Origin of the sequence: Marinobacter sp. 1-4A, assembly GCF_016597725.1 — a bacterium.
Taxonomy (GTDB): Bacteria; Pseudomonadota; Gammaproteobacteria; order Pseudomonadales; family Oleiphilaceae; genus Marinobacter.
The window spans coordinates 300068-326260 of the sequence record NZ_VCGY01000001.1; the positions used below are offsets into that span (position 1 = coordinate 300068).

General features: G+C 53.3%; 22 protein-coding genes. 4 read left to right on the forward strand and 18 right to left on the reverse strand.

Features of this window, described 5'->3' with window-relative positions; genetic code table 11:
- Positions 1-72: 72 nt before the first annotated feature.
- The 15 genes from FE845_RS01330 to FE845_RS18760 form a co-directional block, all read right to left on the reverse strand.
- A complete protein-coding gene (locus tag FE845_RS01330) occupies positions 73-1083 on the reverse strand; it encodes an AgmX/PglI C-terminal domain-containing protein (RefSeq protein ID WP_200361227.1) in 1011 nt (336 codons plus the stop codon).
- Positions 1080-1586 (reverse strand): ExbD/TolR family protein, encoded by a 507-nt coding sequence (locus FE845_RS01335; protein WP_200361229.1) that lies wholly within the window; start codon positions 1584-1586, stop codon positions 1080-1082. The genes FE845_RS01330 and FE845_RS01335 overlap by 4 nt, the downstream gene beginning before the upstream one ends.
- Complete coding sequence (locus tag FE845_RS01340) at positions 1583-2104, reverse strand: ExbD/TolR family protein (protein ID WP_200361231.1); 522 nt, start codon at positions 2102-2104, stop codon at positions 1583-1585. The genes FE845_RS01335 and FE845_RS01340 overlap by 4 nt, the downstream gene beginning before the upstream one ends.
- 24 nt (positions 2105-2128) lie before the next feature.
- Positions 2129-2818, reverse strand: a complete 690-nt coding sequence (locus tag FE845_RS01345; RefSeq protein WP_200361233.1) for a MotA/TolQ/ExbB proton channel family protein — start codon at positions 2816-2818, stop codon at positions 2129-2131.
- Between the two features lie 135 nt (positions 2819-2953).
- Positions 2954-3262 (reverse strand): hypothetical protein, encoded by a 309-nt coding sequence (locus FE845_RS01350; protein ID WP_200361235.1) that lies wholly within the window; start codon positions 3260-3262, stop codon positions 2954-2956.
- Positions 3263-3277: 15 nt separating this feature from the next.
- The gene (locus FE845_RS01355; protein ID WP_200361237.1) at positions 3278-3862 is read right to left on the reverse strand and encodes a tetratricopeptide repeat protein; all 585 of its coding nucleotides are present in this window, start codon (positions 3860-3862) and stop codon (positions 3278-3280) included.
- On the reverse strand, positions 3849-6827 hold the full coding sequence (locus FE845_RS01360; RefSeq protein WP_200361239.1) for a tetratricopeptide repeat protein: 2979 nt from the start codon (positions 6825-6827) through the stop codon (positions 3849-3851). The genes FE845_RS01355 and FE845_RS01360 overlap by 14 nt, the downstream gene beginning before the upstream one ends.
- Complete coding sequence (locus FE845_RS01365) at positions 6820-8916, reverse strand: hypothetical protein (protein ID WP_227713990.1); 2097 nt, start codon at positions 8914-8916, stop codon at positions 6820-6822. The genes FE845_RS01360 and FE845_RS01365 overlap by 8 nt, the downstream gene beginning before the upstream one ends.
- Positions 8913-9458 (reverse strand): AraC family transcriptional regulator, encoded by a 546-nt coding sequence (locus FE845_RS01370; protein ID WP_200361241.1) that lies wholly within the window; start codon positions 9456-9458, stop codon positions 8913-8915. Before FE845_RS01370 ends, FE845_RS01365 begins: the two co-directional genes overlap by 4 nt.
- Before the next feature lie 19 nt (positions 9459-9477).
- Positions 9478-10581, reverse strand: coding sequence for a DUF3570 domain-containing protein (locus tag FE845_RS01375; protein ID WP_227714045.1), 1104 nt, complete (start codon positions 10579-10581; stop codon positions 9478-9480).
- A 43-nt stretch (positions 10582-10624) separates the two neighbouring features.
- Entirely contained in the window at positions 10625-10861 is a 237-nt protein-coding gene (locus tag FE845_RS01380; protein ID WP_200361245.1) for a DUF4266 domain-containing protein, read from the reverse strand.
- A gap of 20 nt (positions 10862-10881) precedes the next feature.
- Positions 10882-11379: a TlpA family protein disulfide reductase gene (locus FE845_RS01385; RefSeq protein WP_200361247.1), complete on the reverse strand. Its 498-nt coding sequence runs from the start codon at positions 11377-11379 to the stop codon at positions 10882-10884.
- A gap of 16 nt (positions 11380-11395) precedes the next feature.
- Complete coding sequence (locus FE845_RS01390) at positions 11396-12055, reverse strand: outer membrane beta-barrel domain-containing protein (protein ID WP_200361249.1); 660 nt, start codon at positions 12053-12055, stop codon at positions 11396-11398.
- On the reverse strand, positions 12025-12774 hold the full coding sequence (locus FE845_RS01395; RefSeq protein WP_200361251.1) for an SH3 domain-containing protein: 750 nt from the start codon (positions 12772-12774) through the stop codon (positions 12025-12027). The genes FE845_RS01390 and FE845_RS01395 overlap by 31 nt, the downstream gene beginning before the upstream one ends.
- 21 nt (positions 12775-12795) lie before the next feature.
- Complete coding sequence (locus FE845_RS18760; RefSeq protein ID WP_320159659.1) at positions 12796-15441, reverse strand: hypothetical protein; 2646 nt, start codon at positions 15439-15441, stop codon at positions 12796-12798.
- A 220-nt stretch (positions 15442-15661) separates the two neighbouring features.
- On the opposite strand from FE845_RS18760, the gene FE845_RS01405 reads away from it, so the two are divergent.
- From FE845_RS01405 to FE845_RS01415, 3 genes are read left to right on the forward strand one after another with little or no spacing between them, the layout of a single operon-like run.
- Positions 15662-16900, forward strand: coding sequence for a hypothetical protein (locus FE845_RS01405; RefSeq protein WP_227713991.1), 1239 nt, complete (start codon positions 15662-15664; stop codon positions 16898-16900).
- A 6-nt stretch (positions 16901-16906) separates the two neighbouring features.
- On the forward strand, positions 16907-19420 hold the full coding sequence (locus FE845_RS01410; RefSeq protein WP_200361253.1) for a LamG domain-containing protein: 2514 nt from the start codon (positions 16907-16909) through the stop codon (positions 19418-19420).
- Between the two features lie 12 nt (positions 19421-19432).
- The gene (locus FE845_RS01415; RefSeq protein WP_200361255.1) at positions 19433-20995 is read left to right on the forward strand and encodes a general secretion pathway protein GspF; all 1563 of its coding nucleotides are present in this window, start codon (positions 19433-19435) and stop codon (positions 20993-20995) included.
- A 28-nt stretch (positions 20996-21023) separates the two neighbouring features.
- Here the strand turns inward: FE845_RS01415 and FE845_RS01420 are convergent, their stop codons facing one another.
- Together FE845_RS01420 and FE845_RS01425 are read right to left on the reverse strand one after the other, a co-directional pair.
- Positions 21024-22052, reverse strand: coding sequence for an FAD:protein FMN transferase (locus FE845_RS01420; protein ID WP_227713992.1), 1029 nt, complete (start codon positions 22050-22052; stop codon positions 21024-21026).
- Complete coding sequence (locus FE845_RS01425; protein ID WP_200361257.1) at positions 22052-22582, reverse strand: methylated-DNA--[protein]-cysteine S-methyltransferase; 531 nt, start codon at positions 22580-22582, stop codon at positions 22052-22054. Before FE845_RS01425 ends, FE845_RS01420 begins: the two co-directional genes overlap by 1 nt.
- 248 nt (positions 22583-22830) lie before the next feature.
- On the opposite strand from FE845_RS01425, the gene FE845_RS01430 reads away from it, so the two are divergent.
- Positions 22831-24081 carry a substrate-binding protein gene (locus tag FE845_RS01430; protein ID WP_200361259.1) on the forward strand — a complete coding sequence of 417 codons (1251 nt, stop codon included), beginning with the start codon at positions 22831-22833 and terminating at the stop codon, positions 24079-24081.
- 94 nt (positions 24082-24175) lie between these two features.
- Here FE845_RS01430 and FE845_RS01435 read toward each other — a convergent pair whose 3' ends face one another.
- Positions 24176-26182, reverse strand: coding sequence for a methyl-accepting chemotaxis protein (locus FE845_RS01435; protein WP_200361261.1), 2007 nt, complete (start codon positions 26180-26182; stop codon positions 24176-24178).
- Between the last annotated feature and the right edge of the window lie 11 nt (positions 26183-26193).

A 26193-nucleotide genomic window follows, 5' to 3' on the forward strand; every position in this document is an offset into this window, starting at 1 on the left:
AACCCTAAAGCGGGAATTTTTGAAGCTTAGGCGCTCTCCGGTGTATTGGGCTTTCCAATAAATTGAAAGCCGTCAGCCGGGCAGCAACTCAATCGGGTAACGGATCGTTGTCTGGCCTATTCCGGGCCGCGATCCGAAATTCACAAGCTTTAGCCGGTTACAGATTTTGTTCTCCAGCCCCGGCTCACCCAGTGTCGATTCAACCACTGAGCATTTGGACACAACGCCACTGGGCTCAATAACCAATTCGGGGGTAATGCTTCCCTGCAGTGACGGTTTACGCCGAAGTTCACGGTTGTAGATGCTGTAAATAGCGGACTTGTTCGCATCCATTGTTCGCCTCATATCTTCCTTGCTCCGTGTTCGGGAGGCGGTTTCCTGCTTTTCGCGCCGTACAACTTCTCTGGCTTCGGCAACACGTTCAGCTTCCGCTACTTCTGCCCTTTCACGCTCTGCCAACGCAAGCTGACGGCTTTCCCGCTCAAGCGCAGCGTCCTGAACACCTGCACTGCGCGCATTGGTGGTAGCTCTAGCAGCCAAAGTATCTTCGGTTTTTCTGGTGATTGGCTCGGCAGTTTGTGCCAACGGTGTATCCAGCTTTATCGAGTTAGCCAGTGAACTGAGCTTTGAAAGCTCGTCACCCATCGCCAAAATACCTGTGTTTTTTGCTTTTTCACGGGCTTGGGCAACAGCTTCAGGCTTCGGTACTTCTTTTAGCTCTGGCTCAGGCACCGGAGGCTCGGGTTTAGGTTCGGGCTGGGGTTCCGGTTTAGCAAGCTCTACCTCAACCGGCTTTGCTTCCGGTTTTATTTCAGGTTCCGGCTCTGGCTCAGGTATGGGCTCTGGCTCAGGCAAAACCGGCTTGGGGGGCTCTTTCTTCTCGATCACCAATTTGGCCAATTGCGGCGGTAAGGCTTCCGCCACTTGCCTATCTATTTCAGGCAACTCAATCAAGCTGACGTAACCGGCAAAGGCCACGAACAACGGTGCCACAACCAGAGCAATAGAAAGCAACCGCTTGCGCTCTCCACTCTCCTGACTCCAAGGCAACCTATACCCATACTCAGCTTGATTCCGGGTCATACCCCGGTGCTCTCTTTAGAACGTTGGTTAACCGCTAGCGATATGCTCGCATACCCTGCATCCACACAGGTCGACATGATTTTTTTGAGTAGATCGTAGGGCAGCTCGCGGTCTGCCAAAATGGTAATCGCCCGCCCGGCTTCCGGTGCTGGTGCACCCGACCGGCTAGCCTGATAATCCAGCTCCTGTTTAAGCCCCGGCTCTACCTGCCCTTCAAGGTTTTGCAGCGCTTCGCGCTTGATAATTAAGCGCCCGTTTATGAGGATGTCCTGATCGGTCACTATCAGTGCGAGCACATCATCCGGCGGCTGCACAGCTGAAGAGTCCGGCAGCTTAATGGCACTGCTCTGGTTAAGCACCTGCACATCAGACGATGAGTTAACCATCAGGAAGAACACAAGAATCGTAAAGATGTCCATTAGCGACACCAGATTCATCTTGCTCTGGTTCTTGTTGCGCCTGTGGTGGCGCTTCAAACGGCGGGCTTTTGCGGATTCTTTCATGATTTCCCCCCGGCTTCTTGCGCTTCGTCAGTATCGGTTACCGGCGCATCACCCAGAGAAATCTCGGGGAACAGCTCTGCTTCCACCAGATTGCCTGCAACGACGGCATCGTAGGAACGAACCGTGTCCATCACGCTCACCAAAACCTGATAGGAGGTTTCCTGAGACGGCATGATAATGATATCCCTTTTCTCGGGAACACGGCTTTTCAGCTCCTTCATAACGTCTTTGAGTACGGCGAAATCGTACTCGCCGTTGTTTTGCGCAATGGCTTTGATAACGCCGCCCTGATTATCCGCAACCACAAACCGATCCCCGTGGATCACCACCTGTATTTGCAACTCTTCAGTCTGTTCTGCTGCAAGACTCTCGCCGGTGGGAAAGTTGAGTTCCAGAACACTGGTGTGTGCAAACACCATGTTCAAAAGCAACACCGGTACCAGCACAATCATGAGATTCATAAATGGCGTGATGTCGAGATCCGGCTCGCTCTGTAATCGACGATGTTTCCGTCTCATAGCCTGAAATCCTTCAACTGGTTATCAGGCCGACGCTGCCGCCGGGGCAGCAGGCGATGCGGCTTGCGCCGGGGCACCCGGGCGCGATCCGGTGCCATCGCTGAGCAGGTTAAGAACCTTGATACCGGCCATTTCAAAGCTGTCTACAATCTCATTGGTCTTGGTTTGCAGAACGGAATGAACCAACAACATGGGGATTGCCGACATAAGGCCAAAAGCAGTGGTGTTCATGGCCACAGAAATACTCTGGGACAGCAAACTGGCTTTTTGCGCAGGGTCAGCGGCAGCAACTGCTGTAAATGCGGCAATCAAACCAATGATGGTGCCCAATAGACCAAGCAGTGTTGCAATATTGGCGAGGGTTGCAAGATATTGAGTGCGCTTTTCAAGGCGCGGAATAACATCCAGTAGCCCCTCTTCCATCGCGTATTCTATGTCTTCACGGCCCTGACGACGTGCTAACCGCTGAAGGCCATAGCCGATCATGGTCGACATGCCGGTACCGGATTCCTGGGCGTAATTGAGCGCCCCCTTGAAATCTCGCTTTGCAATCATCTGGTGCAGACGGTTGAAATCCCTGCGATTGGTTATCTTTTGAGCAGATAAGTATACGTATCGCTCAATGGCTACAATGAGTCCGATGATCAGCACAACGGCGATCGGAAACATAAAAAAGCCACCTTCCTGGAAGAAGCGAACGGCGGTATCGATCATATTCTGGGCACTCCATAGTCCGAATTTTGAGATAGTCTAAGCGCTGCTCTGCCTTAAAGGGGTTAAGTTAGCAGAAGTCTTTGTTGTGGTTTGTTGTAGTTTGCACTCGGGCACAGATGCACTGTGACACACATCTCACTGAACCTCCGGTTTCACTGCGCCCTGCTCATTATTGAATGCATCATGATAGCGGACAAACCGTTGAAACTCGTAGCGCTCTAACGGCGCAAATTGGTGCTCCACTATTAATTGCTCATCGGGTGCCCGGAGCTCCTCCACGTTTGCTGGCTGCCAGGGCACCAAATACATCACAGTAGGCACCTCCTGATCGCCCCTAATACGGGTGCCTTCAATGGTCACTATGGCCGACTCCTGAGCTTGGGCAAACGAACCGTAAAGCAATGTCAGACCCACAAATAGAATTCTTCTTCCTGTTGGTCTCATGCCCTGTACCTCGCGCTAAATTCTGTTTTTTGCATCGAACATCCAGTCTTTCAATCGTGGGTCGGGGTCTTCTGCGAGTGTTTTGTATTGCTCATACAACAGCAGAGCCTTGGCTGGTTCCCCAAGATATATGTCCAACAAAAATGCCAAATTGAGTATTGCGGGCAAGTACTCGGGATGCGCAGCGAGGGCCTTCCGGTAATGTCGTTCAGCTGCCGGGAAATCACCGGTCATCCGGGCAATAACACCAAGATGGTTGAGCGCAACCGGGTGTGCCGGGTCTATACTCAAAACCTGTTCAAACCGGTTTCGGGCGAGCTCCATGTCACCTGCCTGAAACGCCAGCAAGCCTAAATTGGCAATAGGGCCAGGCCGCTGCGGGTACTGTGCAGCCATCTGCTCAAAGCGGGCTCCGGCCTCATCCGTATCGCCGTTTTGCATCAACACAACGGCTTCAGCGAATGCCGCCTGCAAGTGCGCTTCCGATTCTTTCAGAGCGTCCTTGTTTTCTAGTGTATCCACCCCCCCGGGCGCCAGCGCACAACCAGACAGAAGCAACAGTAGCAGAAGCGTTGCGCTTAGATTCTTATCCCAGTTCATGAACCACCCCGGCGGTAACTTCAGGCTTGTTGTAGCGGCCGGGAAGCAGGCGACGCAAGGATTCATAGCTACGTTGTACCCACTCGTCGAAAATACCCTCACGGGCACGGAGTATGTTTTGTTCGTGGATATCTATAGCGTTGTCTTCGAATGGATAAGCCTGCTCTTCCAACAAGAGCTCGTATTGCGAAAGCTCCAGTTCGCTGAGGCCTTCCGGACGTTCGGAATCCATCAAATCTGCGCCGAGGCGGCTGTATATGTGAGCAATCTGAAAGCCAGCTTCTGTGGCATACGACGACAGCCCATAGCTCGCTGTTTTTTGGTAGGCACGCACAGCCGTTTCCAGTGCATTCGTTTTGGCCACCATGCTTTTATTCAGAGGTAAGGTCAGGCGGATACTGTCGTAGCGTGCCAAAGCATCCCGCGCCAGAGTTGCGGAGGCAGATGCGGCCAAGTAGCGCATGCGTTCATCTACAAGCTCGGGGCTTTGATCAACCTTCTCCATTTGCCGATTTAACCAGATATTCCGCTTCTCAATGTCACCACGGATTTGGTAAAGCTCGGCCAGTCGGTTGGCCGCTTCCATATAGATGTCCGCTGGCTCGGGGTGACGATTGGCGTATTGCCGCCAGGTATCTATAGCTTTGGCGTGATTACCGGCCTGATCGTAAAGCTCTGCTGCTATCTGCAGGTTTTGCCGGCGCTCCTCTGGTGTGGTGGCCATTGCCACCATTAGATTCAACTCGTCTCCGGCCTTTTCCCATTGTCCCGTTTCCCGATAAGCAAGGGCCAATTTTGCTGGTACAGTTTGAATCAACTCATGCTCGGGAAAACGCGAGCGAAACCCGGTTAGTACGTTAATCGCTTGGTCCCAGCGTGCGGCGCCAACCAAAAGAGAGGCTGCATCGTATTGCGCATTAGCATTCAGTATAGAAGCTGGCGCAACGGCGCCAACACGCAGGTACTCAGTTACGGCAGCGTCTAAATTTCCAACTCTCGCCAGCCCTTCTGCTTGACGAAATACCGCTGCTGCCATGTTTTCTTCTATACCAGAGCGCCTATCGTCTTCAGCGGCCATCATAGCCAGTGCATCACGGTAGGTTTGTTCGGCTTCAGCGTAGCGCCCAAGCTCAAACAGACTGTGGCCCGCCAGCAGTAAAGCCTCGGTAACCAACATAGGATCTGCTGCCGGGGTCCAGGTGGCCAAGCGCTCGGCCATGGGGATTACCTCTTCAAGGTTTTGCTGGTCAAATTCCCGTTGCAAAGCGATGTAATAAACGCTCGGTCCGCGGGGGTCTTCCGGGTATGCATTTACAAATCGAAGGCGGTTGAGCTGTTGCATCTCTTGCAGAGCGAAAAGATCCACCGTTGTTTTATCCATCCAATTGCGGGCATATTCCCGGTAGGCCAGCACCGAGGCATAACCCGCCTCCGCGGCACGATCGGACACAGAGCCAGCGGCTGGAAAATCATAGGCAACACGTTCAAACGCGCTGATGGCATCTGGCCACTCTCTCAGTTCTACATAGGTTTCGGCCAACAGAAACAACCGCTCCGGCGTACGCGGGTGATCCGGAAAAGTAGCGGCAAACTCAGCGTAGTAAGCCGCAGCCTGTCGGTAGTGCTCTTCCGCACTCAAGCTTCGTTCGCTTCTATCTGCCTCGCGGTTCTGAGGAGTTTGAGGCTTGCGCCCTTGCCGTCGCTCTTCCCCTGCCAGCAAATAGTGGCGGTCTGCTAACTCCGGCAGCAGTATTTCAAGTTGGCTTTCAATATAAGCCTGCGTTTCAGAATCAGCCTCCTGCCAGAAGTCGCTGTATATTCCATAGCTTGCTATAAACCCTGCTTTACGACCAGGAACAAACTTATCAAAACCGGCTAACTCGAGGGTGTCGATTGCGCGCATAGAGTAACGTGGCGCCCACCGGCTTTGCGGACGTTCTTCAATAAAAGCATCAAAAACCGCAATCGCGTCGCTGTATCGTTCACGCTCAACGAGCAAGGTGGCGTAGCGATCGTACACCAGTGTTTCGTAAGGTCGGCTGCCTGTTTGGCGAAATAGGGATTGAAGGGTTTCAGCACCATCAAGATAAGACAGTGAAAGACCAAAAACCCGGAACAGATCTTCAGTAAGGGTTTGATAAGGCTGATCCGGCATTTCTACCGCCCTTTCAACCGGCATGATCAAATCCAGCACAGCTATGTAGCTATACAGTGCTTGCTGGTACTCGCCCTGTTTAAATTGACTCCACCCCTTCATGTAATGGGCGTTCATTTCGAAGGATGAGTCTGAGTTGCGTGCGCTGCTTGCCCGTGTGACTTCAGCAAACGCTTGTTCTGCTTCCGAATAGCGGCCGTTTATAAACAGGATATCGCCACGGCGAAACTGTGCCTCTTCCCAGTAGGCTGACCTCGGGTACCTTGATACCAGAGTATCCAGCACAGCCAGCTGTTCACTGGTCATGCCGCGCAACTCATAGGCTCTTGCCAGCTGGTAGTATATCTGGTCGTTCCCATCACGTTCCGGGTAATCCGCCAACAAGCTTCTGTATGCTGCGATGGCGCCAGACAGGTCATCCTCTGCTGAATCCGCCAGTATGCGTTCGGCCCGGGCGAATTCGAGATCCGCAAGCCTGTGTCGAATCGTGATCTGTTTGGTGGGGTCGTCCACCAGCGGCAGTAAATCCTGATAACCGCGCATCACGGATTCAAGAGAGACCCGATTCGCTGGCAGCTGATCCGGCGTTGCCCCAAGCTCTTTAAGCTCTGTCGCAGGTTGTGTATTTCGAGAAGTAAGAGAAGCAAGGGTGCCCAGCTCAGCAACGGGGATATCTCCGTCGCTCTGCCCCCACCACAGAGTCTGACACCCAGCAATCAACAGAGCCGATACTAGGGGCGTTAATGCTCGGGCAGCTTTGAGAGAACAATTGCAGGCCGAAAACTCACGGGTTAGGCGGCTCTTACTCATTAGCGGCCTCCGCGTTCTGGCCTGCCCGGAACAGTTGGTCCGCCAGCCGTGCTTGCGCATGGCGGGATGCCACCAGATAGCGCCGCAGTTCCCTGCCCTGCTGTTCAAGGGCCTTATCCAAGCGCTCCATGAGAATACTGCGTGCTTGCGCTATGGCTTCTTGTACCTGCGCTTTCAGCGATTGAATGTCCTCGCCTTTGCGGATGAGTCGACCTGCCAACTCATCATGCTTTTCATCACCTGACATCAGAGCTTCTATGGCTGCTCTTTGGCTCTCGAACTGTTGCATTTCCGCATTCAATTCACGCAACTGTTTCTGTGCAGCCCAGCGATTTACGCCGTAATCGTTCGCGAGGGTCCAGTCGAAGTAGGCTTTCATTCGCGCATACTTATCGCGCTGGTGCTCGGCACTGTTGCCGTTGCCAAGTGAGCCATCACGAAGCTGTGCAAGGGTCGCGGCAACCCTGTCCAGCCTAGCCTTGAGTTCTTTCTGCTTCGTTGTCATAAAGAAGCCGACATCTTCAGCCGCAAGGGCAGCTTCAATCTCCGCGCGAAACGAAGTTTGTTGCTCCACCCATTCCTCCGCCTTTTGCTGCTCCAGTTCAAAGCGCGCCTCACGACTTCGGCGTTCGCGCTGTACCCGGCGGGTTTCCAACATAGTTTCAAAGGTGCCGAGTTGGCCTTCCCGCCGTATCAGCAAGGCCCGCATCTGGTAAAGCTCATTGAGTTCGCTCAAGGCCTGCTGGAAAGGCTCCGTTGCCAGCACATCTGAAATGCCAAAATCCGAGGGCATCACCCGCAGGCGACCGTAGGCGTCTGTTGCAATGTCGTCGTTGTTCCGGAGAAAGCTCAAGCGCGCCATCAAACTCTCTTCAGTCAGACTCTGACGCGTCGCAATGAGCTCTCGACCACGAGACTCGTAGTGCTCGGAAGCCTGAGCAAAGGCATTTAGCGCCTTACGGGGCTGGTTCAACTGTTCAAGCACGTATCCCCGGGCGTAGGGTACCTGCTCGCGCCAGGATAGAAACAAGGTGCGTTGCGACAGTGCCTCCAACGCATCCAAAGCCCGTTGCAACTGGCCCTGCTCTGCCGCTGCAACGGCGTAATCGTATAACGCTGTATCGGAAAATACGCTGTCCAGAGGCATTGCGCCTAATAGCCTTAACGCGTCATTAAACCGGGTTTCTCTCAGGTACAGCCGAGCGAGCGATAACCGGCTTTTATCCAACAAAGCACGATACTCAGAATTCCTATGATTTGTTGGCGTCTCGCCTTCCATACCGGAAATCAGTTTTCGCAGACTTTGCTGTGCTTTCTCGACATCACCGGCCGTAACCTCGGCCATAGCTAGGTTGTAACTCAAATAATGAGCCCATAAGCCTGAGTGTTTTAGTTGTGCACGCAGGTACTCCACCAGCGTCTTGCCGCTCGCATTCATGCTAGGGTTTTCACGAGGGCTTTCATGAGAGCTTGCGTAACTGCTGTTATCGCTATCGGACAACATGGCTAACCTTGCTCTCAGGTAGAGCCACTCTGCGTATAACTCTGAGTTACTTTCTTCTAGTACCAGCGCATCCACCTTTTGAAAGTTTTCATGGGCTTGAGGGTAGTCACCCTCTAAGTAGAAGACTTTACCGAGATAAAACCACGCTTGGCTGCGTATACCGGGCGCCAGAGTTACGCCAGAGTCTGCGCCGCGCTCACCTGCACTGCTTTCATTTATGTCAGGTTGAGTGTCAGTAGCCTTGGTCTCTTCAAGTAACCGGGTGAAGAGATCGCGAGCTTCCCGCGGCATTCCGTAGGAAAGCATTAGCCCGCCTTCGACTAATTCCGGATAGGCTCCATGGCCACGAATGCCGCCACGTTCACGGGCAACCTCCAGCAAGGTTAGCGCTTTGAGTGCCTCGCCTTGATGGTAGTTATAGAGTACCCATCCGTACACAGGGTCCTTGGCCCTTGCTGGCGCTACATCAGCAATAACCACGGCTGCATCGAGCATAAACAACAGGCAGGCTACGGCTGCCGCAACTAAACGCGAGCCTAAATCAGGCTTAGGTGCTCTTGGGAGCAAAGCCACAGGCCGGTTCACTCCCACTCCACAATAGAAACCACTGGCTGGTAATCCGATGAACGATCTTGAATACGAATTTCCAGAGCCGCCGTCTCGGTACCCTTATCAAACGCCAGAGTAGCTGCTTGTTTGTAGGCGCGATTGTCTGGCCCCATACCTTCTACAAAAGCTGTGACCTCGTGGGTTCCGGTTTTGAGGTTACCCATATACAAACGCTGCATGCCGCCCCGTTCAAGAGCAGTGACCTGACGCTCCGTATAGAGGTGGGAAGCTACAATCTCGCCGTTAACTTTTAACTTCACCGCGTCCAGCTTTAAGAATTGGCCTGCGTCGACGCTTAGGAAAACGGCAAATTGGGTGCTAGCGGGAAACAACAGATCCTCTTCCAGAATAAAAAGATCCCGGTTAAGGCGAATGACTTTCTTTTTGAGATCCTCAACGCGCTCCGCAACGGCTCTGCTATCGTCGGCTGCATCAGGTTCGGCTGCCAAAGCAGCACCCGTGAGCAGCATCAATGCAGCCAGAAGGGCGGTGGCCAAGGTTTTCAATGAATCCGTCATAATCTGGTTTCCTGCTTACTCAATATTCAAGAATCAGTGATGCTCTGGTCACCAGTGCATCAAATGAATAAAGCGGCTCCTCTCCCGGCAAGTAATTGCCCGAAGCGGTTACATCCCGGAAATTGTCATAATCGAAATTCAGCCAATCCAGCAGCAAGCTGAATTGCAGGCGTTTGATGCCGGGCAAGGACGTTTGCTTCCACTCATAGACCGCACCGGTTGCCAGGGTTGTGCCCGAAAACGCACTCATTTCCTTGTCTCTCGCCAAATGGTTCTGTGAGTTTTCATAAAGAAATAGATCACTGTAGAAATCCGCCTCACTCTGGCGGTAATAGCGAACCGAGCCTTCCAACGACCAGTGTTGGTTCAGGCCGTGCACATAGCCCAATTGAACCGTGTGGGCCTGAATGCCCCAGGTATCCGTAAAATACCGGTACTCGCCACGAATGGAGGCTCGATAAGGCAGGTGATAAATCGCTCGTGCAGCCACCGCTGTACTGGTTCGGGTTTCCGGGTAACGCTCGGGCTGGTAAAGAAATGCAGTGGCATCATTCGGATCCAAATACCGGTTCTGGCGATAGGGGTTCTGCAAAAACCCCTCATCCGTAACCACTTCCAAATCCAGCCCAACCAGCATGTTGCGAGTGAGCACCTGACTCAGGCCGAGTTGGAAGTTGCGGCGGTCGGCGTCTTCACTAAAACTGTCGTTACCACGCTTGCCAACTTCATCCCAGCCACCTGCATAGCCAAGAGTGACCGTAGACATTCCGCCAAAGAACTCTTGGCTTACAGTGAAGTAGAGGGTATTGGCTTCGTAGTCGTTCTCCGAGCTGTTGGTAAAGCCCATACTCATAATCGCCCGGTCGTACAAATAGTCGACACCGAGTGTGTATTCAGTGCGTTCTTCTTTGTAGGCACTTGCGGTTGCCAGTACATCGACAGAGGCCGCAGACACCATATCCACGTAATACTGCCCAGACACCGACACCTGCGGCCCAACACTCTTGCGCGCCAAAATGACAGGGCCGTCGATTACCATGCCTCCGCCATCGTAGCGATGGTAGAGCATGTCTACGCTATCAACAGGCAGGGTTGCAGCTTGCGCAAGTGGGCATAGAACCATGGCTGTGAGACTTGGCCACAGCAGCCTGCACAAACTGCGGCCATCAATTACACCCACAACCACCTCCCGCGCCACCTTCCGCTCCACGGGCAGACTCTCTGGATTGATACACATGGTTCATATACGAATCCGCTTTGCCGTGGCGGCTCAGGCTCATGATTGGGTCGGCTAAGCGATCCCTTTCATAGGGTTTTACCCAAGGCTCTATAGAACTACACCCAGCGGTCGCCGACAGCATTAATGCCACAAGCAAAGGCACAATGGCGGTTGTTTTACACATTACACTTGCCCACCCGGGAATCACTCTCGCACCAACTCTCTAATTTGGGCTTCATACTCGTCTTCGTAACCGGGTTTGTAGCCATAGTGAATGTAGCGGGCGTTGCCATCGCGATCGATCATCACGGTCGTGGGCATGGCAGGCACCTCGTAAAGCTCGCTAACTGAGCTTTTCGGGTCGTACAGGATCGGGTAGCTCACCGGTACCTTGTCGAGAAAACGTAAGGCCTCACCCCGGTTTTCATCCACGTTCACCGCCAAAATTGTAAAACCTAAATCCTGATAACGGCCGTAGAGATCGTCCATTAATGGCATTTCCTGTCTGCAAGGGCCGCACCAGGAGGCCCAGAAATTAAGCATAACCACTTCGCCGCGATGATCTTCAAGCCGAATATTGTCCCCAGCTCGGCTTTTCAACGTGAAATCCGGAGCCGGAACGTTAATCGCCTCTGCCTGTGCCAAGGTTGCGGCGCCAGACAATGCCAGTACCAATGCGGCGGCTTTAACTGGGTTGTTCATTTCAAGGCTCCTGTATTTAGAAAAAGACCGACAGCCCAGTGCTGATCTCGGTGTTCATGGATGTTTTCTCCGCGCCCACCACATCAATCTGGTAATAGTGCTGGCGTACACCAAGGTGTATCGCAAGGCTGTCTGTAAGCAAAATTTGGTAGCCAGCTCCGGCGTTGAGAGTAAAGCGGGTATCGCCTCCAAAGTCGGTTGCGCCAGCACCGGCAATTAGATAGAAGTTGGTATTAAACGCATAGTTTTCAGTAAGAAACGCCTGTCCGGGCAGAATGTTGTAGCCAAGATTGATGTTGTAATAGCTGTAATCACGCTCACTATCTGTTAGCACCTGTACGTTGCCCGCAAGATTCTCGAAACTGGTTGTACCGGCCTCGGCAAAGCCTACCCCAGCCTCGAAAAAAAACGATTCACTCAGGTGGTAGGTAAGCTTGCCTCCGTACACAAACGACGATTCAAAATCCTCAATGTTAAGCACACCCGCAAAGGCGCCTATCTCGAAGTTTTCGGTATCAATGAGCGCTTGATCAACAGGCACAGGCTTTACATCCGGCTCGATTAAAGGCCGGTCATCGCGCTCGGTCTCATCTGCAGCAAACACCGAAGGCGCAACAGCCATAAGGTGTGCAAGGCAAAACCCGGTCAGAAAAAGATGCTTAGTCCGATTTTCCATTCTGTCGCTTCTTCATTGGTTGATCGGCTGGTAAAGACTTTGTAGTCCTTAACCTCGGCCCGTATGAAATAACGCTCTGAGATGTAGGCTCGCAACCCCACACCCGCATGGCCAACGCTGTTGTCTCGTTCCTCGGGCACCGCCAAGGTTGCTTTCGGGTCCACCCATATATGGCCTACCCCGAGGGTGAAAAACGGCGACACCCGCCAATGGGGAAATGGCTGATGCACAATGTTGGCGTTTACCATCAACATTTCCGAAGCGCTGCCCAGCATCTGCGAACCCCAGAGCTCTGCGGCGAGATTGGGCGTAAACCAGTAGCCTCCATAACCGGCCGTTACCGGCGCACCTTGGAACCTTCCCATCATTATTCCGGCTTCAACATTCCGCTCAATGAACGCGGCTAAGTCCGGCACACTGAGGGTAACCCTTTCACCCGTTGCATCTCTCGTTTGGGCAATATCGGCCACCGCCACCCAACCCTCACGGCCTTTGCGGTCACGTACTTTTACCCAGCCGGTTTTGCGTTGTAAAAGTGTCAGCCATTCGCCCTTTTCACTGCTGTAAAATACGGGATACCCCACCGCCGGGCCTGTGCGCCAAGTAACAAACGGCTCCACAACCTGAACCACCTGCGCAGGTTCATCGTCACCCCACAACCAGCCCGCCCATACAGTCGCAGGTAAACAGAGCATGAGTAACACAATGACAATGGGCATGAGTGTGTTGTGGGTCCCGGGTCAGTTTTCTGGAGCAGCGAATGGGTTGTTGTAATACTGGGCTCCTAAATCCAGCCATTCCGCTACAAGGCGCAATTCCGCAGGTGACAGGAAACCTCTATGGGAACCCTCCACTCCGAATACATCCCGGAACCCTTCGCTGGCGAGGGCACCGTTGACGGACATGCTGGACCTCACCGGCACAGGAACGAGAATAGGTTGCTGATTACCATTTTCATCCAGAATAGGCACGCCCTCTTCATCTCTAAGCACCTCGCCCGAATCGACTAGCCGGTCTCGCAAAACACCGTCGCTGAGCTCTTGCTCGTTATCGGGAAAGAGCAGCTCTCGATAGGCTTTAAAATGCAGCGGCTCGGCATCGGAAGGGCCGTCTGTAAGGTCCAGTTGTGCCGCTGCAATGGATGGCACACCGGCAGCGTCGGCGTTGGTATGGCAGCTGGTGCATGTTGCATCAACGCCTAGAACATCGCGGCTCAAGCCCCAAAGCGGATGAATATGGGCTTCGTAATTGATAACCACCCGGCAATTGGCCGTCCAATCGTTTACGCACACGGTGGACACCGGAGGCGGTGTTTGCAGGTTTTCATAGGCCAGTGTTCGATCCTCAACACTCCCGGCAAGGTTCGTCCACTCACCTTCGCTGTATATCGGATCTGGTAGTGGCCGACGCAGCTGCTGCGTCCGCGCATAGACCTCTGCCATGGTTTCGCCCATATCGGCAAACAGGGTGGGGTCTGCACCCGGAAAAGGCAGGCCGGTTGTGCTCGCACCAACCCAGACAGGATCCGGACCCGCCCCGGGGCGACCATGGGGAATGGGCGATTGGGAATCGTGACAACCCTGACATTCCAGAGTTTCACCGGGGCGCACCGACAGCCAATTTTGATGGCGATCGCTGATCCTGCGTCCCTGAGCGTCCAACACGCTGACCGCAAAGGCGACATTTGCCGGCACAGCTACTTTTACCGAGCCATCCGGCTCTACCGGCACATACCCGAGAATTTCCCGCATAAGCTGCCCACGACTGCGGCCAAACGCGCTGTTATCAAAGTCCCATACGTTGTCATCAGGCATGGAAACCGGCTTTTCCAAGCGGAGGAACCGGGCCGGGCGCTGCGCAACTGGTGTAATGGAGGGATTTGCCGTTGTCGCGATACCGTTTGGCGCCATATCGACACCGTCTACATCGTACACACTGCGAATGTGTAAAATACCGTAGCCTGAATCCGCTAACTGAGCGGCCTCCCCCGTATACTGTGAGTCAGGAATATAGTCTTCCAAGGGACGATCCCGCATTAGAACGGCCTCGTCAAACTGCTCACCCTCCAAGGGCACCACAACGGGCTTTTGGGTGCCGCTTGCAATATCGAGAAGCCAAATACCGTATACCGGCGGCGCGGGAACATAGGCGTCAGATACCAGTCGCGCCTCGGTGCAGTTCACGATTCGGCCAGATGCAGCCTCTTCGAGTCGGCATGGAGTCCAGCTCACAAGATACCTGCCGGTGCCATCCATAAGGGGCGAAATGGAGCTATAGAGCCCCTCCAGCGTCAACTCGCCATCAAGCCTGACACCCGCAACCAAAGGAACTTGGCCGTTTCCTTCAGTGCCGTCGATACGCATTTCGGCATCCACATAATTGTCGATATCAATTTCGACCGGCATGGAGGCATAACTGTCACTTTCAAAAGCACGCAAGGGCACCAGCACAGAATCTGATTCGGTTTTGCGGGCCTTCAGGTACTCGATGTCGGGAGCCGCTGGAACAGAATCGTGGGAGTTTCGCCCGTAGCGATAAGCCAGCCCTGTGCCATCAGGGTTTACGCGGTAAAGGTTAACCCCGTTGTTACGGGTTTGACCGGCATTGTCCCAACGACTGAATAGAATCGAGCCACCATCAGTTACCAATGGGTATAGGTCGTGGCTCTGGTTAAACGTAATCTGCTGAATGTTACTGCCGTCGTCGTCCATGGTATGAAGCACAAACGCTGGCACATTCCGGTTCTCATCCAAACCTGCAAACTGGCCTTTACCTTCATCCAACAAGATGGCTTTGGAGATAAGCTGTCGGGTGGAAGAAAACACAATGCGCCCGTCCGGCAGATAGGCCGGTGCCACATCCTGACCTGTTTTGGCGATGACGTTTGAGGTGATGATTCGGCGCAGATAATCGTTCGCGTGATTGTATTCCCAGATGTTCCATGTGGGCTGATCTTCGTCATCGGCTCCTTCTATTTCCGGGGCGCGCATGGCAAACAGCGCGCGATTGCCATCATGGGAAACGTGCAAGTCTTTCACGTCGTAACGCAAGCGGCCCAGATCATCCAGAAACTCCGGGCCGGAAAAGGCTCTAGAAGATACATCGATTGCACTGGCGTCAACGGATGCATTGGCTTTTAAATACAAACGAGCGCCCGGGCGGAAGGCTGAAGGGTCGGCCAGATTATCTCGAGCCAGCGCCCCATTGCCGTCAACCAGCAATGGCCGCTTTACAAAAAGAACCGGATTCTCAAGCACTACAGGATCAGCCTGCTGGCTATCCGTGCCCGACAAACAGCCTGCAAGAGAAGCTACAAGGCCAAGGCATAGCAGTGCTCTAAAGATAGAAAGCATCGCCCCAATGAGCTCTTTCGTTATGTAAGGCACGCGCCCTAGCTCCAATAAAAAACGTTGTCACTGCTCTGCAGCGAACGAAATGCATGACATAAACTAAGTCTGTGCCACTGTATATCTCTACGGGCTTTGCGTAAGCAATTGTAATTCCGTGGCGCATCCCACAACTACCGTAGTAAATTGCAAGTATAAACTATTAACAATTGTAAAATTGACCTATTGTGCACCAGCTAAAATTACCGAGGACGGCGACATGAAAGCCAAAGTGGGAGTGCGATTCAGCGCATTCAAGGCGTGCGGTATGTCACTCCTGATTTTGTTTGCCGCTACACATGCAGGCGCGGCTACCGCCGGAGCGCGGGAACAAGCCAAGCGAATTCATGACCGAATTGCAGGCGTACCGCCAGCGCCCTCTGTGCTTAGCAGTATGGAGCAAGACATTTCGTCCGGTCGAAAACTTGATGCGGCCTATACCGCATTGGCTGATCCGGCTTTTTATAATGTAACCCTGAAGAACTTTGCAGCGCCTTGGACAAACGAAGCGATGACGCCCTTCGTGCCGCTAAACGATTACACCGCCACGGTGATCGGCCTCGTAAGGGACGATGCAGATTTTCGCAAAGTGCTTTATGACGACACGCTGTATGTCGGTATCTGGAGTAATTTGCCTCCCTATTCCAATTCGGGCAATGCGCATTACGAGCAGATAGATCAGCTTGGCTACGACCTGTCCGATACTCAAAATTTCAAAGGTGTAAACCAATCCGCCTATAACGGCCTGCCCACGTCTGCTACCGCGGGCGTACTGACCTCTCGCGCAGCAGCCAGGGCCTTTTTCAGTGCTGGAACCAACCGCGCCATGTTTCGGTTCACGCTCATTAACCACCTGTGCCGCGATCTGGAGCAAGTGGCCGATGTAAACCTGCCGCCGGACAGAATTCGTCAGGACGTTTCCCGCAGCCCAGGAGGCGACAGCCGCGTATTTTTAAATAACTGCGTGGGTTGCCACACAGGCATGGACCCGATGACACAGGCGTTCGCTTACTACGATTATGATTACAACCCCGACAACGACCCGGATGGTACTCTAGGCCAGCTGGTGTATAACACCGTCAACGACATCGACCCGGATACTCAGTCGCGGGTTCAGGGTAAGTACCACATCAATTCGACAACCTTCGAACAAGGCTATGTAACCCCTGACGATCAGTGGGACAATTACTGGCGTCAGGGTGCTAACCGGAGAATGGGCTGGGATGCCAGCCTACCCGGCTCAGGCAGTGGTGCAAAAAGCTTGGGTAAGGAGTTGGCGCATTCTGATGCGTTCGCCGAATGTCAGGTTAAAAAAGTGTTCAAAAATGTGTGTCTCAGGCCACCCTCCACGAACGCAGACCACTCACAGATCAGCAACATGGTGGCGAGCTTCAGGTCTCATAACTTCAATCTGAAGCAGGTGTTTGCCGAATCTGCTGTTTACTGTGCGGGGGAGTAATACCAGATGAGACCACTTACCTACTTCCGTTCAGGCCAACGCCATTCAACACTCTCCGTGGTTTTAATGGTATTCGCTGCTCTGCTGATAAGCGCTTGCGGCGGTGAGGCCACAGAGGCACTGCCCAACACGTCATCCGGTTCCGGTGCTGCAAACTACAGTGGCCCGCCACCCGCCACAGGCGATGTACAAAGTTTCAAACTCAATGTTTGGGATAAGCTTGTACAAGATAACCGATGCGGCTCTTGTCACGGCGCTGGTGGCCAGTCGCCTACGTTTGTAAACCAGCAAGACATCAACAGCGCATATGCCCAAGCAAATAGCATTGTGAATCTCGCTACGCCTTCGCAGTCGCAGATGGTTACCAAGGTAGCCGGTGGCCATAATTGTTGGACGACCAGCGATTCTGTCTGCGCCGATATTATAATCACCTACCTTTCCAAATGGGCTGACGGGGGAACGGGCTCCCTTAAAACCGTTGAGTTAAAGGCGCCCGATCTGAGGCCTCCGGGAGCCACCATTGCCTTCCCACCAGAGAGCATTGCTTTCGAAAACACCGTGTATCCGGTACTGAAAGCTTACTGTGCCGACTGCCACGGCGATGGCGGGCAAACGCCTTACATTGCCAGCGACAACCCCGACATTGCCTACCAACAGTCCAAGAGCCGGATGGACCTAAACACTCCGGAAAACTCCCGCTTTGTTGTTCGCTTGAAAAGGGATTTCCACAACTGCTGGGCGAATCAAGGTGAAGCAGACTGCGAATGGTCGGCAGGCATGATGGAAATGGCAATTGAAGAATTCGCTCAACCTTTATCACCCACTCCGGTCGACCCTGCTCTGGTTGCCAGCAGGGCACTGGTGCTGGAGCAGGATGGGTTATTGGCGAATTCTGGAGGTCGTTTTGAAGACAACATCATTGCGCTCTACGAGTTCAAGGCCGGACAAGGCCAAATCGCTTACGATACCAGCGGCGTTTCCACGGCTCTGGATCTTACACTCAGCGGCAACGTGGACTGGGTGTTGGGTTGGGGCATCAATATTGGCCCCGAAGTCCAAACACAAAGCGGCCCTGTAACACCTGCAGGCAAAGCTCAGGGCTCTACCGCTAACAGCCGCAAACTACATACCTTGCTAACCGGCTCTGGTGAATATGCCATCGAAGCCTGGGTCGCGCCGGGCAATATTACTCAGGAAGACGCACGAATCATCAGCTACTCCGGCTCTGCCACCACGCGCAACCTTACGCTAAGCCAAAGCCTGCAACGCTATGAAGTGCTTCATCGCAGCACCACCAGCGATGAGAACACCCCATTCGCAACTCAAGACGGCGATAAGCTCCTGCAAGCCACACTGCAGCATGTGGTGATTAACTATGCCCCGGGCACCGGACGGCAAATCTTTGTTAACGGCCAGCACTCTGGCGATGTCGACCCAGACAATGCAGGCCTGCTCTCCGAATGGGATAACAGTTTTGCGCTGGTTCTAGGCAACGAAACCGACGGCAACTCACCTTGGCAGGGTGCCATTCGCATGGTTGCCTTTCATAGTCGGTCGCTGACGCCGGAACAAATCAGAACCAATTATGATGTGGGTGTGGGGCAGAAGTTCTACTTGCTGTTTGGCGTATCCCACCTGATTGACGTGCCTGAAAGCTTCGTTGTTTTCGATGTTAGCGTATTTGATAACTACAGCTATCGCTTCACGGCCCCCTTCTTTATCAGCTTGGATGAGAATGCAGAGCCGTCGAACATCCCGCTTCAGGGCATGCGTTTGGGTATTAACGGCAAAGAAGCAACCGTGGGGCAATCTTGGGCAAACCTTGATGTAACTCTTGATAGCGAAACATACCTGCCCGGAACCGGCCAATCCTTATCGCGGCTAGGTACGATCATCGCCCTAGAAAATGGCCCTGCCAGCGATGAGTTCTTTTTAACCTTTGATCGACTTGGAAGCAGCACGTTCTCCCGCTCTGAGCCTCCCTTGCCCGGAACCGTAGCGCCGCAAATTTTGCCACCTGCATCGGACATTGGACTAAAAACCTTCGATGAGATTAATGAATCCATGGCACGCATGACGGGCATTCCTCGCACCAACGAGGCGATTGCGAACACATTCACCAGAGTGAAGCAGCAACTACCAACGGTAGAGAATATTGAGGGCTTCCTTTCTTCGCATCAAATGGCGATTACTCAAATGGCGATTCAATATTGTGATGCTTTGGTTGCAGACGTTTCGAAAAGGCAGGCTTTCTTCCCCGGCTTCAACTTCTCTGCTTCAGTAGCCACTGCGTTTAATACCAGTGGCAAGCGCCAGATTACCACCCCCCTGTTGGAACGCTTTGTGGGGGAGAATCTTGGAACTCAGCCTAGCACGCAGACAATCGAAGCGGAGCTGGACGGCCTCATTGAGGCGCTGTCACAGTGTGGCGGCGCCGTCTGCCCGGCGGACCGCACCGAAACCATTGTTAAAGCAAGTTGTGCCGCGGTGCTTGGCAGCGCCACGACCCTGGTTCAGTAGAGGACAACGCTCATGTTTATACGCAAATCTCGTAAACGGCCCCTGGCCAATGGTGAGCCCCTCCTCCACAGCGACCACTCGCGACCAAAGACCCGGCGGGAGTTCATTGCCCAAGGCATGATGGCTGGCACTGCCACTGTGTTAGGCGCGTCCATGTTTAGCCTATTCGCCAACCCAAGAATGGCCGCTGCAGAACTGTCGCAAGAACTGAAAGACAGCTGTGGTATCGGCATACCCGGTGCGGGGAAAATACCTTTTATCTGTTTTGACCTTGCCGGAGGCGCCAGCATTGCAGGCTCAAACGTGCTTATGGGTGGAAGCGGCGGCCAAAAGGACTTTCTAAGCACTGCGGGGTACAACAAGCTAGGGCTGCCCGGCGACATGCTTCCGAATGACCCCGCTTTTGTGAATGAGGAGCTTGGGCTTGCGTTCCATTCTGACAGTGGCTTCTTGCGGGGAATCCAACAAAGCACCAGCGCCGGAACCCGCGCGGCAATCAATGGTGCCGTTATTGCTGCACGCTCCGAAAACGATACCGGCAACAACCCGCACAATCCTATGTATGGCATCTACCAGGCCGGTGCAGATGGTTCCTTGCTCTCCCTGATTGGCTCGCAAAGCTCTCAATCCGGCGGCAACTCTATGGCGCCAATGAGCATGATCAACCCGAAAGTGCGCCCCACTAAAATAGACCGCCCGTCGGATGCAAAAGGCTTGGTGGATGTGGGCGACCTGACGTCCATCTTGAATCAATCCGATGCCGTTTCTGTGATGGAAGCTGTTCAGCGCATCAGTGACGCAAAAATGAATAAGGTAAATACCAAACTCGGTTCTGGTGCCGACGCAGACATCAAAAAGTTGGTGCGCTGCGGCTACGCCAAGAGTGCAAACCTGATCGAGAATTACGGCAACCCAGCCATTCTTGACCCTATGCTGGATACCGATATTGTTGGCCCCGGCGGGATATTTTCAAGTACCGAATTCGCAGGCAACCGGGAATTTCAAAAAACCGCCTCTGTGATGAAACTGGTTATAAACGGTTACGCGGGTGCAGGCACCGTGACCATGGGGGGCTATGACTACCATACGGGTGAGCGGGCAACCGGTGAGCGCCGCGACGAACTGGCTGGCCGTTGCATGGGCGCCTGCCTCGAATACGCGGCAAGGGTCGGGGTACCACTCATGCTGTACGTATTCAGTGATGGTTCCGTGTCCAGCAACGGGCGTCTGGATGATTCTGAAGACGGCCGTGGGAAAGGCGAGTGGACTGGCGACAACCAGCAGACCGCAGCCTCGTTTTTCTTAGTGTATAACCCCAACGGGCGCCCCACCCCCATTCGCAATCAGATCGGCTTCATGCGCCCCGACGCATCTGTGGAAACCGCATCCAGCCCGGCAGCAAACAACGTGAACCAGCTAGTACAGACTGTTCTGCTGAACTACATGGCACTACACGGCGAGCAAGGTGCGTTCGCATCAAGGTTTCTTGGCCATGGGTTAGGCAATACGGCTAGTCAGGACAGGCTGATTGCCTTCTCTGATGTGGTCAGCGGAACCATTCCACCGAGGCGCTAACGCATTAAGGGGTGAAAGCGCCCCGGAATCAGAGTTCTGACTCCGGAGGCGCCAGCCCTTCAGAAAAGTGCATCACACGCTGATCATCAATAATAATCGCGTCAACACCTGGCAGATTTTCAATCATCTCCAAACCTTTTTCCGGCCCGAGAACAAAAACAGCCGTAGACAGCCCGTCCGTTGTGAGCGCGTCTTCGCCGATGATAGTCACGCTTTGCACACCGCGCACAGACTTGCCCGTGCCGGGTGACAGAATATGATGTACCCGTTCGCCCTGCCCGTTGATGAAAAACCGCTCGTAATCGCCGGAAGTGGAAATGGCAAGATTCTCAAGAGGTAACACCACCGCATTGCGCTTCTCTGAACGAGGGTCGCGAATCCCCACTAACCAAGGTCGGCCACGTTTGTCTCCAAGCAGCCGGAGATCTCCGCCAGCACTGAGCCGCGCATGGCGAACCCCAGCCCGCATCAGTTGCTCAATCCCAAGGTCTACCGCATAGCCTTTTGCAATGCCGCCTAAATCAACCAACAGCTCTTTTTGCCGATACCAAACCGTGTGTTCGGCCTCATCTAAAACAATATCCTGATAGCTAATATGGCTTAGCCTTGCCTGAATATCTTCTTCCGACGGTTGCTGATGTTCACGGAAGTCATAAAGATAACCAACAGAGCCGAAACTGATATCGAATGCCCCACCACTGAGCACGGCTACGTCTTCGGCTCTTTTGAGTACCCGAAAAAGACCGGCGCTTACGGGCACTGGGTGCTCCGCAGCTTGGCGGTTAAGAGCGGAGAGTTCGGAATCCTCCCGGTAGCGACTCATACTCCTATCTACTTGATGAAATACCGCCAGCACGTCCTCCGCAATTGCATCGGCGGCACTCCGGTCAGTAAACCAGAACTCCAGCTCCACGGGCGTTGTCATGGCGGTATCTGTATACCGAAACCACTGGGCATACGACGTCACCGGCAGCAGCAAACCAAGCAGGATAAGCGCAGAGGGAAACGCGCCAGAGAGCCGGCGAATCTGGATGAGCAACAAAGTAGCGACCGACATTATCGTTCAGACAGCCCCTGCTCATGGCTAAGCACCGCTTGTTTGCGCTTAACACCCCAGCGATAGCCAGAAAGGCTGCCATCGCCGCGCAGTACACGATGACATGGCACCACAACAGCAAGGGGGTTGGCGGCGCAGGCTCCGGCCACTGCTCTTGATGCAGTAGGCATTCCCATGCGCCGTGCAATGTCGCCATATGTGGATGAACTGCCCGAAGGAATCTCCTGCAACGCTTGCCAAACTTTGCACTGGAAATCCGTACCACGAAGATCAAGCTGAACATCGAGCGGTTTACGGCTATCAATAAGATAACTCATCACACTGGAAAACCACTCTGCACGGGAATTATTTGCATGATCAAAGCGAGCATCGGGAAAGCGTCGAGCCAGATCTGCAGTCAACTCTTCCACCGAGTCACCCGGGAGAACAGCACATACGCCCTGTGATGTGCAGGCAACTAAAATTTCACCGAGATAGCAGTGGCCAGTCTGCCAGATGATCGTTTCGTCCTGCGCATTCTTACCCGTCATGGAAAGCTCCTCGGTTTCAGTTTCCCGGTTTTTTCAATCGCTCTCGACACCAGCTAAGGCAGTATGACTCATGTAAGTGAGCGTGCAAACGTACAAATATTTACGCAAATTCCCACTTTTGTCTGATTGCCGCGCTCTGCCTCAAAAAAAGAAACTAACCCTCAGCCTCACCAATAATCAAACCAAAACAACCAGAGCGCTGGCCCGAGTGTTTCTCACTTGGCCACCCCCTAAAGCTGGAGCCATTTATGCTACCCGGAAAAGCCCTTTTAACCGTCTGTTTGCTACTGCTTTCGGCAAGCACCCTTGGTGCTGAAACACTAAAAATCGGCCTGAATTATCCGCAAACAGGTCGTTACAAAGATCAGGGCCTGCAACAAAGGCTGGGGGCATTTTTGGCGGTAGATGAAATCAACAAAGCCGGCGGGGTTATGGGGCAACCTTTGGAACTGGTGATTCGCAACACCCGCGGAAAGCCCGCCCGAGGCGCAAGAAACACGGCTGAAATGATCGATAACGAAGGCGTTCAAATGGTGTTTGGTGGCGTATCCAGCTCCGTTGCAATCGCCTCGGGAAATGCCGCCCGCGAGCGCGACCGGCTCTATTTCGGCACCCTTACCTATTCTAATGCGACCACCGGAAGTGCTGCACACACTCACATGTTCCGCGAACCTTACAATGCATGGATGACGGCTAAGGTTCTCAGCCAGTACCTAAAACAAAACCATGGCGGTCAGGATTATTTCTATATTACGTCTGATTACACATGGGGCTGGTCAGTTGAGGAGTCGGTGCGCAAATTTTCCGATACGGAAGACACAGAGCGCCATCCCGGTGTGAAAACTCCCTTTCCACGAGCTCTGGTGAACGACTTCCAGAATGCGCTGGAACAGGCCGATGCAAGCGGTGCAGAAGTGCTTATGCTGGTACTGTTTGGGGATGACATGGTTCGCGCCCTGAACGTAGCTTACGAAATGGGCCTGACTAAAAAAATGCAGATTGTTGTTCCCAACCTTACTCTGGGCATGGCAATTCAGGTTGGCCCAACCATCATGGAAGGTGTTGTTGGTGGCAGCCCATGGGTATGGAACGTCCCCTATGAGATGAACTATCCACGTGGTAAAGAATTTGTTGAAGCCTTCTCAAAGCGCTATGAAATGCGGCCATCGACCGCCGCAGCTTCCGCCTACAGCATTGTATACCAGTACAAAAGCGCTGTAGAACGCGCCGGAACAACCGATACCCGGGCATTGATTCGAGCCCTTGAAGGGCATAGATACACGTTCCTGAAAGACGAACAGTACTGGCGTGACTTTGACCACCAAAACGTACAGTCTGTTTACGTGGTTAAAGTTAAGCCCCGGACAGCTATTATGGCCGACGAGTATGGTGCGGATTACTTCAGCATCATCGGCTCTATGTCTGGCGATAACGCCGCACAAACCCGCGAAGAATGGCAGGCTCGTCGCAGAGAGGCTGGAAAGCCAGTAACGTTGTGAGCTTGGCAGCTCTTATGATGCGATAGTTGGGGTCGATAAGCTGCTATAAAGGGTGCGCGGGTGACGACCGCGCGACTTCGCCCAAGCGGCCACTCTAATGAACACGAAAACGTTCAGTAAGCGCTTCGATATCAGCCACGGAGGCCTCCAATTGCTCGCAGGTTGTGACCAAGCCATCAATCTGCTCAAGGCTGACGGTGGCTGAACCACTGATATCATTGACCTGTCTGGCGACAGACTGGCTGACACCTTCCTGTTCATCCATGCCATGACGGATCTGGTCAGCTCCCTGATGAATAAGAGCCATTGCTCCACGAATCTTTTCGGCTCCGTCGGATACACTTTCCATAAGCGCTCTAACCGCTTCCAGTTGAGAGAAGCTGCTATTCATTGAGCTTACAGACTCCGTCGCTTCTGCTTGAAGACGTTCAACCAGTGTACGTATCGTATCTGTACTTTCCGTAGTTTTTCGAGCAAGGCTACGCACTTCATCAGCAACTACCGCAAACCCGCGGCCGGCTTCGCCCGCACGCGCAGATTCAATGGCTGCATTGAGCGCCAGCAGGTTCGTCTGATTGGCAATGCCGTCGATCGTCGCAGTAATTCGCTCAATATCAAGCGAAGCCTTTTCAAGCTGTTGGAGCTTACCGGCAGTATGTCTGGCCTGCGTTTCTAAGCCTGCTACACAGCGGTTTCCTTGCTCGGCTGCCTCAAGGTTTTCCTCAACCTGCTGGTTGATCTCACCCACCAGCCCGTGGGTTTCACGCACCGACCCCGCAACCTCCCTAGCAGACGCTTCCATTTGAGTCATGGCTGCCGCTATGGCTCCCAGATCGTCGGATTGGCCTCTGATTCGCTCGTTAAAATCTCTCGCAAATGTGGCATTACCTGAGGCAATCACCGCAATATCAGCTCCAGCTTGCTGTAAGCTCCCCAGAACCGTTGCCATGGCATCTGACAGTTGATTAACAGAGGCTTTTAAAGCAACAAACTCGCCCTTTGCATCAAACTCTAAACGCTGAGAATAGTCTCCCTGCGCCATGCCAGCCAAGTGTTCAAGCGTTGCTTTCAGCGGTCGACTGATCATTTTTCCCAGCCACAACGAGGTAGCTAAAGCTATAAAAATAACGAGCGGAAGTAACCAATACACCAACTGCTCAGATCGTCTAGCCATTGCATCCAGAGAATACACTGCCGCCGTTGTTCGGTCTGATACCGCTGCGCTCATTTCATCCAGATGGGCAGCAAGCAAACCCAACTCACGCTCCAGCGCGCCGGACACTTTATCAAGCTTGGCACGATTCTGGCGGTACATCAGATACTGATTGATAATCCCATCCTGCTGATTAACCGCGGCCATAAATGTGCTTACTAGAGGCGGGAGACCTTCAAGCCTTGGGACCTCCGCAACCAAAGCGTCGATATCGGGCTCGATCATCTGAGTGTTAAACTTCAAGTTTTCAACAACGTCTTCAAGCTTGCGTGCATCCTCGGTGCTAACCATTTGCATGATCAGCAGTTCAATATTTCCCAAGCTCTCCATCACTGTCGTGAAAAGATCACGAATGTAGATATCGTCTCCGGCCGGCTCTGTACCCTCCCGAACCAAAAGTCGTTTCATCTCTGCGTTATTCGCGAGAAACACGGATATCCCCTGATTCACAACTTCCGTTACCGCCAGCACGGATGACTTGTACTCGCCAAGCTGTTCTGCAGAAGCCTTAAGAGTTGAGACGCGCTCGATAGTTTCTTGATTGCCAGACTGGACCGCGGGGAAGGCATCTAGGCGTGCGAAGCTTGAGACTCGGCTTGCGCCCGCGTTCATCTCATCAAGGGTTCTTTGCAAGAGTGCTTGTCTGGAGCCAAGCGCCTCAGAATCATCTGCGGACAATATAGAAAGAGCCTGTTTTCCTGCCTCTGAGCGATTTGACTGAATATCTTGAACCAATTCCCCAAGCGGGAAATAGTCGAGTGTGAGTTCAGTTGTCGTGTCGGAAAAAGAAGACATGATGTAGATGTTGAAGATGCCCCAGCATGCGATGATCACACAAAGTAAGGCAAAACCAGCATATAAGCGGTGAATGATAGAAATCTGGTTCATCTGTGACACCC

Excerpts from the sequence above, each read along its gene's own strand:
- FE845_RS01330 (WP_200361227.1), bottom strand. The coding sequence starts at position 1,083 with ATGACCCGGAATCAAGCTGAGTATGGGTATAGGTTGCCTTGGAGTCAG.
- FE845_RS01335 (WP_200361229.1), bottom strand. The coding sequence starts at position 1,586 with ATGAAAGAATCCGCAAAAGCCCGCCGTTTGAAGCGCCACCACAGGCGC.
- FE845_RS01340 (WP_200361231.1), bottom strand. The coding sequence starts at position 2,104 with ATGAGACGGAAACATCGTCGATTACAGAGCGAGCCGGATCTCGACATC.
- FE845_RS01345 (WP_200361233.1), bottom strand. The coding sequence starts at position 2,818 with ATGATCGATACCGCCGTTCGCTTCTTCCAGGAAGGTGGCTTTTTTATG.
- FE845_RS01350 (WP_200361235.1), bottom strand. The coding sequence starts at position 3,262 with ATGAGACCAACAGGAAGAAGAATTCTATTTGTGGGTCTGACATTGCTT.
- FE845_RS01355 (WP_200361237.1), bottom strand. The coding sequence starts at position 3,862 with ATGAACTGGGATAAGAATCTAAGCGCAACGCTTCTGCTACTGTTGCTT.
- FE845_RS01360 (WP_200361239.1), bottom strand. The coding sequence starts at position 6,827 with ATGAGTAAGAGCCGCCTAACCCGTGAGTTTTCGGCCTGCAATTGTTCT.
- FE845_RS01370 (WP_200361241.1), bottom strand. The coding sequence starts at position 9,458 with ATGACGGATTCATTGAAAACCTTGGCCACCGCCCTTCTGGCTGCATTG.
- FE845_RS01375 (WP_227714045.1), bottom strand. The coding sequence starts at position 10,581 with ATGGTTCTATGCCCACTTGCGCAAGCTGCAACCCTGCCTGTTGATAGC.
- FE845_RS01380 (WP_200361245.1), bottom strand. The coding sequence starts at position 10,861 with ATGTGTAAAACAACCGCCATTGTGCCTTTGCTTGTGGCATTAATGCTG.
- FE845_RS01385 (WP_200361247.1), bottom strand. The coding sequence starts at position 11,379 with ATGAACAACCCAGTTAAAGCCGCCGCATTGGTACTGGCATTGTCTGGC.
- FE845_RS01390 (WP_200361249.1), bottom strand. The coding sequence starts at position 12,055 with ATGGAAAATCGGACTAAGCATCTTTTTCTGACCGGGTTTTGCCTTGCA.
- FE845_RS01395 (WP_200361251.1), bottom strand. The coding sequence starts at position 12,774 with ATGCCCATTGTCATTGTGTTACTCATGCTCTGTTTACCTGCGACTGTA.
- FE845_RS01405 (WP_227713991.1), top strand. The coding sequence starts at position 15,662 with ATGAAAGCCAAAGTGGGAGTGCGATTCAGCGCATTCAAGGCGTGCGGT.
- FE845_RS01410 (WP_200361253.1), top strand. The coding sequence starts at position 16,907 with ATGAGACCACTTACCTACTTCCGTTCAGGCCAACGCCATTCAACACTC.
- FE845_RS01415 (WP_200361255.1), top strand. The coding sequence starts at position 19,433 with ATGTTTATACGCAAATCTCGTAAACGGCCCCTGGCCAATGGTGAGCCC.
- FE845_RS01420 (WP_227713992.1), bottom strand. The coding sequence starts at position 22,052 with ATGTCGGTCGCTACTTTGTTGCTCATCCAGATTCGCCGGCTCTCTGGC.
- FE845_RS01425 (WP_200361257.1), bottom strand. The coding sequence starts at position 22,582 with ATGACGGGTAAGAATGCGCAGGACGAAACGATCATCTGGCAGACTGGC.
- FE845_RS01430 (WP_200361259.1), top strand. The coding sequence starts at position 22,831 with ATGCTACCCGGAAAAGCCCTTTTAACCGTCTGTTTGCTACTGCTTTCG.
- FE845_RS01435 (WP_200361261.1), bottom strand. The coding sequence starts at position 26,182 with ATGAACCAGATTTCTATCATTCACCGCTTATATGCTGGTTTTGCCTTA.